The organism is Streptomyces sp. NPDC127100, from assembly GCF_042724095.1.
In the GTDB taxonomy this organism is placed as follows: Bacteria; Actinomycetota; Actinomycetes; order Streptomycetales; family Streptomycetaceae; genus Streptomyces.
The window spans coordinates 1-12020 of record NZ_JBHXFL010000067.1; the positions used below are offsets into that span (position 1 = coordinate 1).

At 70.5% G+C, this 12020-nt stretch carries 8 protein-coding genes; 2 read left to right on the forward strand and 6 right to left on the reverse strand.

All coding sequences use genetic code 11. From position 1 onward, the window contains the following. The coding region (locus tag ACFWJB_RS33600) for a type I polyketide synthase (protein WP_386927003.1) at positions 1–1949 on the reverse strand (1949 nt) is incomplete at its 3' end. A gap of 444 nt (positions 1950–2393) precedes the next feature. On the opposite strand from ACFWJB_RS33600, the gene ACFWJB_RS33605 reads away from it, so the two are divergent. Beyond that, the gene (locus ACFWJB_RS33605) at positions 2394–5204 is read left to right on the forward strand and encodes an AAA family ATPase (RefSeq protein ID WP_386927005.1); all 2811 of its coding nucleotides are present in this window, start codon (positions 2394–2396) and stop codon (positions 5202–5204) included. Between the two features lie 219 nt (positions 5205–5423). Further along, positions 5424–6194 (forward strand): BTAD domain-containing putative transcriptional regulator, encoded by a 771-nt coding sequence (locus ACFWJB_RS33610; protein ID WP_386927007.1) that lies wholly within the window; start codon positions 5424–5426, stop codon positions 6192–6194. Positions 6195–6225: 31 nt separating this feature from the next. Here ACFWJB_RS33610 and ACFWJB_RS33615 read toward each other — a convergent pair whose 3' ends face one another. Genes ACFWJB_RS33615 through ACFWJB_RS33635 form a run of 5 tightly spaced genes read right to left on the reverse strand, consistent with a single transcriptional unit; the run spans position 6226 to position 11800 of the window. Further along, positions 6226–7737, reverse strand: coding sequence for an FAD-dependent monooxygenase (locus tag ACFWJB_RS33615; RefSeq protein WP_386927009.1), 1512 nt, complete (start codon positions 7735–7737; stop codon positions 6226–6228). Continuing rightward, positions 7734–8606: a thioesterase II family protein gene (locus ACFWJB_RS33620; protein WP_386927011.1), complete on the reverse strand. Its 873-nt coding sequence runs from the start codon at positions 8604–8606 to the stop codon at positions 7734–7736. Before ACFWJB_RS33620 ends, ACFWJB_RS33615 begins: the two co-directional genes overlap by 4 nt. Next, entirely contained in the window at positions 8603–8830 is a 228-nt protein-coding gene (locus ACFWJB_RS33625) for an acyl carrier protein (RefSeq protein WP_386927013.1), read from the reverse strand. Before ACFWJB_RS33625 ends, ACFWJB_RS33620 begins: the two co-directional genes overlap by 4 nt. Then, entirely contained in the window at positions 8830–10755 is a 1926-nt protein-coding gene (locus ACFWJB_RS33630; RefSeq protein ID WP_386927015.1) for an HAD-IIIC family phosphatase, read from the reverse strand. The genes ACFWJB_RS33625 and ACFWJB_RS33630 overlap by 1 nt, the downstream gene beginning before the upstream one ends. A 13-nt stretch (positions 10756–10768) precedes the next feature. After that, a complete protein-coding gene (locus tag ACFWJB_RS33635) occupies positions 10769–11800 on the reverse strand; it encodes a 3-oxoacyl-ACP synthase III family protein (protein WP_386927017.1) in 1032 nt (343 codons plus the stop codon). Between the last annotated feature and the right edge of the window lie 220 nt (positions 11801–12020).

Here is a 12020-nt window from a genome sequence, read left to right on the forward strand (position 1 = left end):
TTCGCGCGGCGGGCGACGATGAGGGCGGCGTCCTCCAGGGTGAGGGCGCCGGCGATGTGGGCGGCGGCGATCTCGCCCTGGGAGTGTCCGATGACCGCGTCGGGCTGGATGCCGTGGTGCTGCCAGAGGCGGGCGAGGCTGACCATCATCGCCCACAGCACCGGCTGGATCACGTCCACCCGTTCCAGACCGGGCGCGCCCTCCCTGTGCAGGATGACGTCGATGAGGTCGAAGTCGGTGTGGGGGGCCAGGGCCCGTGCGCAGGCGGTGAGGTGTTCGGCGAAGACGGGTGAGCGGTGGTAGAGGTCGGCGCCCATGCCCGCCCACTGCGAGCCCTGCCCGGGAAAGACGAACACCGTCCTCCCACCCCTGCCGGTGCCGGCCGTTGCGGCGCCGGTGACCAGGGCCGGGTGCGGGCGGTCGGCGGCCAGCGCCTCCAGCCCCGCCAGCAGATCCCCGGCCGACTCACCCACCACGGCCGCCCGCTCCTCGAAACCGGTACGCCCGTGAACCAGCGTGTGAGCCACCCCAGCCACATCCACCGCGTCCCCGGCCCGACGCACGTAGGCGGCCAGGCGTTCGGCCTGCTCCCGCAGCGCACCCGGTGTCTTCGCCGACACCGGCCACACCACCGGCAGACCCGAAACCCCCCGCTCCGCCGCCTCACCCGCCGGCTCCTCGGCCGGCGCCTGCTCCAGGATCACGTGAGCGTTCGTGCCGCCCATGCCCCACGACGACACACCGGCGATCAACGATCGCTCGGGATGCGGCCAGGCACCGGTTTCGGTCCGGACCCGCAGCCGCAGCTCGTCCAGGGGGATGTTCGGATTGGGCGACTCGTAGTTGAGGCTGGGCGGGAGGGTGCGGTGCTTGATGCTGAGTGCCGTCTTGATCAGCCCGGCGATACCGGCGGCGCTCTCCAGGTGACCGATGTTGGTCTTGACGGAGCCGACGTACAGGGGGTCGTCCCCGTCGCGCTCGCTGCCGAGGGTGGCGCCGAGGGCCGCCGCCTCGACCGGGTCGCCCACGGGGGTTCCGGTGCCGTGGAGTTCCACGTACTGCACCTGGTCGGTGGGCACCTGCGCGTCGGCGTAGGCGAGTCGGATGACGCGCTCCTGGGCGTCGGCACGCGGCGTCGCGATGCTCGCGCCGCCCCCGTCGTTGTTGACGGCGCTGCCGCGGATCACACAATGGATCGGGTCACCGTCGGCCAGCGCCTGGGCCAGGGGCTTGAGGACGATCACGCCGCACCCCTCGCCGCGTATGTAGCCGTTGGCGCGGGAGTCGAAGGTGTAGCAGCGGCCGTCGGGGGAGAGCCCTCCGAGTTTGCCCGCCGTCACGGTGCTCTCGGGAACGAGGTTGAGGGTGATGCCCGCCGCGATGGCGAGGGACGACTCGCCGCGGCGCAGGCTCTCCACGGCAAGGTGGACGGCGACGAGGCTGGAGGACTGGCCGCTGTCGACGGTGAGGCTGGGGCCGGTCAGACCGAGGTGGTAGGAGATGCGGTTGGCGAGGACGCTGCGCTGGGTGCCGATGAGGCTGTGGCGGGTGATGGCCTCCAGTCCGCTGTCGCGCAGGAGGGTGGTGTAGTCGTCCCACATGGAGCCCACGAAGACGCCCGTCGCGGTGGCATCGAGGCTCGCGGGGACGACCCGGGCGTTCTCCAGCGCTTCCCAGGCCAGTTCGAGCAGCATGCGCTGCTGAGGGTCCATCGCCTGGGCCTCGCGAGGGCTGATGCCGAAGAAGGCCGCGTCGAACCCGCGGACGTCGGCGTCGTCGAGATAGCCCCCAAACCGGGTGGTCACCTTGCCCGGGGTGGTGAACTCACTGTCATGGAGTGCCTCGGCGTCCCAACGGGTGGACGGGGTCTCCGTGACGGCGTTCGTCCCGGAGCGCAGCAACTGCCAGTAAGCGTCCAGGCCGCGCGCCTGTGGCAGTCGGCACGACATGCCGATGACGGCGATCGCTCGCAGACGCGGGTCTCGCTTCGCCTCTTCGGCAGAGGTCGCGGGGAATCCGGGCACACTGGAGTTCACGCTCAACCGCCCTTGGTCTGAGGGGTCCTTGGCTGCCGCGTTCGAGTGCGGCGATCTTGGCTCGACAGGTACGTCGACCGACGTGAGCAGGGTCCGCCGGGGGGCCAAAGAGTGCCTTGGCGGGGCCTAAAGCCGATGGGTGACGCGCGCTTGCGGGAGCGGAAGCCCGACGGGACATCAGGAGGGTGGAATTCCGAATTCCTCACATGCTGTGACTGGTCACCCCTGTCCCGGCGGTCGCCATATCCAAGAGTTGTCAGCCTCTGACAGATTCTCGTGGTACGTTGCCTAGGACGTTCCGGGGCACCGGGTGCCGTCGTGGACGTGTCCACGGACTCGTATCGCGGAGGGGTGTTCATGAGGTTCATCGAACGCGACGCCGAAGTACGTACCTTGGCGGAGGTGTTCGTCGACTCGGAACGGCGTACCCGAAACGCGGTCGTACTCATCGAGGGACCCGTGGGGTGCGGGAAAAGCCAATTGTTGCACAAGGGCGTGGAAGAAGCCCTTGGTCGTGATGCGCTCGTACTGGAGGCCACCGGATCGTACGAGGAGCGCAGGCTCCCCTTCGGCATAATGCGTCAGTTGCTGGAGGACGTGGGTATTCCCGACGAGGCCGGTGGCCGACTCCGGGAACTGGTGCACGCGGCCACGGAATACGCGATGGACGGCCCCCAGGAATTCCACGTCGACGATGTGCGCTGGCCGCAGCTGATGCACAGTGTCTTCCTCTCCCTGTGCGAACTCGCCAAGTCCCGGCCCGTCGTCATCGCCGTGGACGACCTCCATCACGTCGACGAAGTCTCCTTGCACTTCCTCAAGTACCTGCTGCGCCGCTCACGCGGCTCGCGACTCTCGTTCCTGCTGACGATCCCCCTGCACCAGAAGCCGCAGGACAGCCTGTTCGAGGCCGAGTTGCTGCGCCAGCCGGCCTTCGTCCGGCTGTCGGTGGGCCGCCTGAGCCGGGTCGGCGTGCTGCGCCTGGTGGGTGACCACCCCGCCGCACAGGCGTCGAGCCGTGCCGTGGACGAACTGTGCACGCTGAGCGGCGGGAACCCCCTTCTGGTGCGCGCCGCTATCGAGGAGTGCCGCAGGGAGAGCGCCGCGGAGCGCATCGACAGCCCCTTACGATTACGCAGGGGAGGCCCCTTCGCCCAGGCGGTGCACGCCTGCCTCGCGGTGAGCGGCCCCCACATCGCCGACACGGCCGCCGCCTTCGCCGTACTGGGACCTTCCGTCTCCGTTCCCCGCATCAGCCGGCTGCTGGAGATGGACCGGCACACCGCCGAACAGAGCGTCGCCTGCCTGCGCGCCGCCGGCCTCGTCACCGGCACCTCCTTCCGGCACCCCGCCGTCGAGAGAGCCGTCCGCGAGGCATTCCCGGCCGAGCGGCCGGCCATGCTGCACGGGCGGGCCGCGGAGCTCCTGCGGGACGAGGGCGAGGCCGTCGCGGTGGTCGCGGAGCACCTCGTGGCCTGCGGTGACGACGGGCACGCGTGGGGCTTGCAGGTGCTGGTGGAAGCCGCGGAGAGCACGCTCGGCGGGGACCTCGCCGAGAAGGCCGTCCGTTACCTGGAAGCCGCGCTGGACCGGTGCGACGAGGAAGCGCGGCGCGCCGAGATACAGATCCGGCTCGCCGAAGTGCTCCACCGCCTCGACCCCACGGCGGCCGAACCGCTCCTCAACCAGGCGCTCGCCGCCGCGCACCGGCACGAACTGCCGGCACTGTCCCTGGAAAGCCTGGCCCGGATGGCGCGCGCCCGGGGATACGTCGTCGAGAGCGCCTGCACCGTGCGGCAGTTGGGCGCGGCCGTGACCAGGGGCCACGCGCTACCCAGGGAGGACCGGGAGACGCCCGTCGTGGAGCGGGCGCACCGCTCCCCCTGGCGTCGCCCCCAGCGGGGTTCGCGGCCCACCGTCGCCCTGGACGAGGCCGAGCGGGAGCTGTGGGTCAGCCTCGCGCACGGCGCCGCCGAACCCGCGCTGCTGGTCACGACCGCCCTGTGGACCATGCCGGGGTGGGGGACCGGAGACGGGCCGGCACCCCGGGTGGCCGGCAGCTCCCTCAGCGCCCGGTCCCACATCAGCGACATGGGGCTGCCCGGCATGCTGAACGCCGTCAAGGCCTTCGCCTTCGCCGACCGCACCGACGCGGCGGCCCGCTGGTGCGAGACCCTGAGCGAGGAGGCCGACTGGCGCCGGGCCCCGGGCTGGCGGGCCGCCGTGAACGCCGTCCACGCCGAGGTCCTGCTGCTCCAGGGCCGGTTCGCCGAAGCCGACGACAAGGCGGCCGACGCCCTCGCCGATGTTCCCCTGGGCACCGACAGCGTCTTCGTGGCCGGGCCCGTCGCCAGCCGCGTCCTCGCGGCCACGGCGACCGGACACTACGAGGAGGCGGCCCGGCACCTCAGCCGCCGCCTGCCCGAACGCGTCCACCGCACCGTCGACGGACTCGGCTACCTGCGCGCACGCGGCCGCTACCTCCTCGCCATCGGACACGCCCAGGCGGCCCTCGACGACTTCCTGTGCGTCGGGCGCCGCACGGCCGCCTGGGGCATCGACAAACCGGGGCTGATCCCCTGGCGGATCGACGCCGCCGAAGCCTGGCTGCGACTCGGCGAGGACAACGAGGCCGAGCACCTCATCACCGAACAGGCCTCCGGCGTCGAGGTCAGCAACGCCCTCACCCGGGGCATGACCCTGCGCCTGCGCGCCTCGACCGCCGAGCCGCCCATGCGACGCCGGCTGCTCACCCGCGCCGTGGGGGAGCTGCAGAAGTCCGGCAACGTCTACGAACTGGCCAGGGCGCTCGCCGACCTGGGCCAGGCCCACCGCAGTACGGGTGACCGGAGCCTCAGCGAGTCCGTCCTGCAACGCGCCGGCCGGCTGGCACAGGAGTGCGGAGCCGAGGAACTCTCCGAACAGCTCCGCGGCCCCAGCGTGCGCTTCGAGGGCGAGAACGACGCCCAGTCGAAGCTCAGCGAGTCCGAACGGCGTGTCGCCGCGCTCGCCGCATTCGGTCACACCAATCGAGAGATCGCCACGCAATTGCACGTCACGATAAGCACGGTTGAACAGCATCTGACGCGCGTCTATCGGAAACTCAACATCGCGCGCCGACAGGATCTTCCGCCGCAGCTCAGGATTCCCGTGAATCAGGTTGCCTGAGGCGCCCATAATCCGGCCGGCGTCACATCGGAGCCCTGGTATCCGCAGAAGATACCGGGGCTTTGCCTTTGTTGATGAACTGGAAACCTTGGCGCAACCTTGCCTCAGGGGTTCTTCAGGGGTTTGTAGGGGGAGGGGTGGGGTTGGCTCACACGTGCGCGCTTGGCGACAATAAGACGCACGACTGAGCACCTGAAGATCTCAAGATGGGGGAATGGAATGCGCTACGAGATCCTGGGGACACTCCGCATCGTCGACGAGGGGCGCGTGGTCACCATCGGAGCCCGCAAAGTGGAGACCCTGCTCACGGCACTGCTTGCGAGTTTCAACGAAACCGTGCCGTCCGGCCGGTTAATCTCCGAGCTGTGGGGAAACAAGGCACCCCGGCGGGCCAGCGCCGCGCTCCACGTCTATATATCCCAGCTTCGCAAAACCCTCAAGAAATCGCGGCCCGACAGCAACCCGATCGTCACCACACCGCAGGGCTACATGCTCAGCCTGGCCGGAGACGAATTCGACGCCCGGGAATTCCAGCAGCTCGTCGAGCTGGGGCGGCGCCGCGCCCGTGAGGGATGGCACACCGAGGCCGTCGACGTCCTGAACCGGGCTCTCGCCCTGTGGCGCGGGCCGGCTCTGCTGGACCTGTGCGACGGCCCGATCATCTACGGCTACGCGGCCCGGCTCAACGAAGTCCGCTTGGAGTGCATCGAGCTGCTCGTCGAGTCCAGCATCGAGCTCGAACGCCACCGCGAAGTCATCGGTCGGCTCTACTCCCTGGTCGCCGACTACCCGCTGCGCGAGGCCCTGTACCGCTACCTGATGATCGCCCTGTACCGCTCGGACCGCAGGGCCGAGGCACTCGCCGTCTACCAGAAGGCCCGGGACACCCTCCGCAGCGAACTGGGGCTCGAGCCCTGCCAGTCCCTGCGCGACGTGCACCAGGCCGTACTCACCGACACCGCCCTGCTGGCCGGCGGGGCGAGGCTGTGACCCCACCCTGCCGGCCGGCGGCGACCACCACTCAGCCGGGCAGCCCGAACCACCTGGTCAGGGCATCGCTCAGACCGTCGACAACGTCGTCGACGCCGGCCCACGCCACGAACCCGTCGGGTCGCACCAGCAGAGCCGTCGCGGAGACACCCTCCACGGGCCCGGCCGCCACGACGGACACCCGCCCGCGCCAGTCCGCGGCCACCGAAGCCGCCGCGGAGTCCCCGCCCGACGTCAGGTCGAACAGGACACCGCGCGCCACGTGCAGGGGGTGCGCGTCCTCCCCGTCCGCCTTCAGCAGGGCCCCGGGGACCCGGCCACCCAGCAGCGGGTGGTCCGCGCCGACCGCGTCCGCCGACCCCAGCGGGTACCGGACGTCCGTCACCCGGGTCACGAAATGCCGGTTGGCGTCGTCCAGTTCGATCAGCTCGCCGATCAGCCGGCGCAGCCCCGGCGAGCGCTCCATGCTCTGCATGATCTCCAGCTGCGCCTGACCGTGCCCGCACGCGCGCTCGCCCACCGGGTGCCGCTCGGCGCTGTAACTGTCGAGCAGCCCCTGCGGAGCCCAGCCGTTGAGGTCGGCGCCGAGCTTCCAGCCGAGGTTCACAGCGTCGTGGATGCCGGTGTTGTGGCCGTGGTTGGCGTGCACGAAGTGCCGGTGCGCGGCGTCCCCGGCCAGGAAGACGTTGCCCTTGCGGTAGTCGCGCGCGTGCAGGGTCGTACCGCCGTACCGGTGCGCCCAGCGCAGCTCGTGGAACTTCATCTCCTCGCCGGTGACACGGCGGATGCTGCTGGTCAGCTCCTCCAGTGTCACCGGCGTCGAGGGATCGTCGGGCCGCGCGTCGAACTCGATCGACATGACCCGGATGACGTTCTCCTGGAACGGCCAGATGCAGAAGATGCCGCGGCTGTTTACGTCCGTGACGAAGCCCGCCTCGGAGCCCTCCGGCAGCACCACGTCACCGAAGATGCCGTAGTACGACAGCGGACTCTCCTCGCAGTCGAACCCGGCCAGCTCCCGCGTCGTGCTGAGCGGGCCGTCCGCGCCGACCAGGTAGCGGCACTCGATCGCATAGGTCGGGCCGCCCTCGCCGCCCGAGCGCACCGTCACCGTGACACCGCCGTCGCGCTGCTCCACGCCCACGACCTCGTGCCCGCGCCGCACCTCCACACCCAGCTCGGCGGCACGCCGGGTCAGGACCTCCTGCTGAAGACGCTGCTCGATGATCACGGTGAAGTCGTCACCGGACCGGGGCACGTCCAGCCACAGCATCGAGAAGTGCAGCCTCGGCCACGACTCGAACTCGCTGCCGAACTCCGCCAGCAGACCCCGCTGCTCGAAGGCCTCGACGGCCCGCGGATGCACACCCAGGTTGTGCGAGTGGTCACCTATCACGGGCTCACGCTCCAGGACGATCGCCGGCACACCGGCGAGCCCCAGTTCGTGCGCGAGCATCATGCCGGTCGGACCCCCGCCGGCGATCACCACCGTACGGTCCGGCGCGGCCGGCGGGTCCGGGACGATCGGCGTCTTCGCGTTCATGGAGAGGTCCTTCCGGAAAGAGAACAGGGGTGAACAGGCGCCCAGAGGCTCAGGACGCCCGACAGACGGTCGAAGAAGTCGTCCATGCCCGCGTCACGCGGGAAGAAGTGACCGCCCGGGATCGGGTGGACGTCGCAGGACACCGACGTCAGCTCGGCCCAGGCCCCCGCGTCCTCGGGGGTGACGAGGGGGTCGTCGTGGCCGGCGAACACGTGCAGCGGGAGCGCCAGCCGGTCCACGTCCCCGGGGTCGTGGCTCGCGCACAGCGCCAGGTCGTCCCGCACCAGCGACAACGCCCACCGCAGCCACTCGGAGTGGCACAGCATCTGCCGGGAGAGCCCGCCGATGCCCACCAGCCACTCCACGAGCTCGCCCTCGGACACGTCCGGCACCTCCCGCAGCCGCTGCGGCCGCTGCGGCGCCGGATGAGCGCCCGCCAGCAGCGTCACCGGCGTCGAGCGGCCCTCGGCGGCACGGTGCCGCGCCAGCCGGTAGGCGACGAGGGCGCCCATACTGTGCCCGTACAGCGCGTACGGCGCGTCACTCCCCGACAGATACGGGTCCAGCGCCCGGTCGAGCTCGCGGACGAGCACGTCCATGTCCCGTACCCGCGGCTCCTGCACCCGCCGCTCGCGGCCCGGCAACTGCACCGGCAGGACCTCCACGTCCGGCCCCAACTGCGCCTGCCAGCCGCGGAACCAGGACGCGGCACCACCGGCGTGGTGCAGACAGAACAGCCGCAGCCGGGCACCCGCCCCGGGCCGTACCGTCAGATACGGGCTCAGCTCCACCACCGCGGTGTCACCGGCGCTCGGCGCGACCGGGCCGGCGGTGCAGACACCCGGAGGCGCCAGGACCGGGGGGATCACGGGGTGACCGCCAGCTCGTACAGATCCAGCAGACTCGTCGACTCCAGGGCGTCCGAAACGGCGATCCGCCGCTGCGTCTCCCGCTCGATCAGCACCAGCAGGGACAGCAGATGTACCGAGTCCCATTTCGGCAGCGCGTCGAACGGGGCGCCGACGGTCTCCCTCGTCACCGGAATGCCCAGCTCGACGCTGACCAGTGACACGAACTCGTCCACACTCCGCATCAGTTGACTCCCTCGTTGTCTTGACGGTGGTCGCCGAAGTGCTCGGTGAGAGCCACGTGCTCCGGCGGGTCGGCGATCACGGCGAGGTCGTGACGGAACGTCGCCCCGTCCGGACCGGCGTCGAGCGGCACGAAGCCCGCACGCTCGTAGAAGTCCGCCACCTTGCCGTTCTTCGCCGTACGCGCGTAGCTCCCGGTCACCTCGCGCGCACCGCGGGCCTTGGCGTACCGCAGCACCGCCGACAGGCAGCTCTGCTCGATACCCCGCGAGAACACCCGGCAGCTGAGCAGGAAGTTGTCCAGCACCGCGGCGCCGTCCTCGAAACGCAGGAAGACCGCGCCCACGATGCCGTTGTCGCCGAACCGGTCGGACGCCTGCACCGCCAGCGGCAGCCGCGCCGGGTCCGCGCACCACGCACGCACGTCCTCCGGCTGGAGACGGCGGCCCGTCATGTTGAACTGGTTGGTGCGCAACGTGATCTGCGAGATCCGGGGCACGTCCCGCTCCTCGACAGCGGCGAGCCGCACGGTGACCCCCAGCTCACGCAGATAGTCGCCGAGGGAGTCGAAGTCGTTGAGGAAGTCCCGGCGCACCAGCTCCTCGCGGTACCGCTCCGGGCGCTTGCGGTCCTCACCGGTCAGCTCCCGCACGGTGAACCAGCCGTCCCGCAGCAGCCGCTCGCCGTGCAGAGCCGGCTCCTCGTCGACGTCGACGACCGCGACCTCGGGCAGCTCCCGGCGGACCAGGCCGCGCTCGTAGGGGCTGTCGTCCACGAAGACGAAACTGTCGACACCGATGTTGAGATCGGCCGCGAGCTCGCGCAGGTTCTCGTGCTTGGGACGCCAGTTGGCGACGACCCGCACGAAGTCCTCCTCACGCAGTGTCATCCCGGGGTGGCCGCGCAGCACCTCCCGCACCGGCTCCAGGTCGTTCTTGCTCACCGCGGCCAGCAGCACGCCCTGCGACGCGATCTGCCGCGCCAGCCGCTGGAACGCGCGGAACGCCTCGCCGCGATAGGTGTCGGCGACCTCGATGCCCTCCGGCCCGTCGTCGCCCAGCACGCCGCCCCACACCGTGTTGTCCAGGTCCAGGACGAGGCACTTGCGCAGCCGGCCCGTGATCATGCGGGCCAGATGGCCGACCTCCCGCGCGTACGAGCTCAGCGTCTCGGGCGACAGATGCGCCTTCGCGTACAGACTCAGCCGGGTGTCCGCGGCCGTCGCCCGCTCCCGCACGGCGTCGTTCACGGTCTCCAGATCCAGGACGACGAGCTGCGGATGAGCGTCCACCAGACGCAGCAGCCGCGCGTTCGCCTCCCGCCACAGCGCACCAGCCCGCGCCCGTGACCGAAGGTCGACCAACTGGGCGGTGAGCGCGTGCGGCAGGGGCAGCGTGTTCATCACGAGCGTGCCGCGCGCCGTGGCGCCGAACCGCGCCGCCAGATTCTCCAGCAGCCGGAGTTCCGCGTCCAGGACGTCGGACAGGTCCTGCACGCTCCACGGGTTCGGCAGCTTGTCGAGGACGACCCGGGCGTCCAGCACACACAGCGCGAGATCGGGATCGCAGGCGTACAGCTCGCTCGACGGATCCGACAGGTCGAAGACGTAACTGTCGAAGTCGGACAGCTTCGGCCGGGCCCACAGCCCGTGCCGCGCCGACTCGGCGACCAGTGCGGGCAGCAGCGCGTTGAGTGTGCCGTGCCCGGTGACCGCGATCCGCACGGCCGGCAGTTCGGGATGGGACCGCCGCACCTGGTCGTCGTCGAGTCCGGCGAGCAGACGGCCGGCCCGCGGCAGTTCGTCCTCGCTCACCGAGGCCACCAGTGCGAGCGCCCGCGGAAGCTCGTCGACGAGCCGGTCGGCGGCGCCGAGCTTCCGCAGTGCGGCGAAGGCGTCCGTGCCTTCGGGAATGGCTGTCGTCGTCATGGGAGCCGACCTCTCAGACCTTCTCCAGGGCGTAACCGGCCTTGATCCACTTGCTCGACTCCACCGCGATGCCGATGGCACGGTCGCCCTCGGCCATCTGCGGCATGAGTTGTTCCAGCTGGAAGAACGGCAGCGCGTTGCCGGTGTTGGAGATCTCCGACACGCAGCTGATCTCCTCCGCGCCCGGCACGTTCAGCTCCTCGACGATCCGGCTGGTCATCTTCACCGACAGCTGCGGCGGCAGCAGGTAGTCGACGTCGGTCCCGGACCAGCCCAGGTCGTCGAGGAGCTCGTGCAGGATCTCCGCCGACATCACCGGCACGGACTCCTCGATGGCCTTGTAGTCCTCGCTCACCGCCTGCCGGGCGGAATCCCGGTCGATCAGCCCGAACCAGTCCACCGTCTGTCCCGGCGGACGCCCGAGGCCCGTGAGCCGGTTCAGCAGCCTGCGCACCACGAGGCTCTCCGGCACCTCGTCCGTGGTCAGCACCGCGGCACCGGCCGCGTCCCCGAACAGCAGCAGGTTCACCAATTCGTCCGGTGCCATCTTCTTGACGTCGACGGACAGGTCGTAGTGCTTGGCGCACACCTCGCCGCCGATGACCAGCGCGTGCCGCCGCCCCGGGGTGAGCAGCATCTGCCGGCCCAGATCCATCGCCTGGACCGCGCCCGTGCAACCCGACTGGAGCTGGTACGTCGGCACCCCGTCGATCCCGAGCCGGTCCGCGATCATGTTCACCGTCGTCGGCATCAACTGGTCGGGCATGGCCGTCCCGAGCACCATCACATCGATGTCGCCCGGCTCGAGACCGGCGTTCTCCAGCGCCCGGCGGGCGGCGGCCTCACCCAGTTCCGTGAGGGAGGAGACCACCTCCCCGCTCTCCAGGTCGACGGCGAGATGCCGGGTGCTCGCGCCGATGAAGGCCTCGATCCATTGCTCCCAGATCTCGTCCATGCCGAACCGCCGGGCGAGCGCGGCATTGTCGAGGAGCGGTCCGGGCAGGGCCGTACCGACCGAAAGAATTCGAGTGTCCGAGCCGTCCATCCGGTCATCTCCCACAGCGGTGGTGACGTACAGGGTCAGGGCAGCGGAGGCGCTGCCCGGCCCATCGTCCGGACCGGGTCTTAAGCCGACCTAAGAACCGCGAGGGCCGCCCACCGGCCCCCGGCAGGACCGCTCACGGGGCTTTAGAACCCACCAAGGGCTCCCTAAGCCGGCTCAGCGATGTTGCCAATGCCGCGGGGCCGTGCCGCCACGGCGTCCC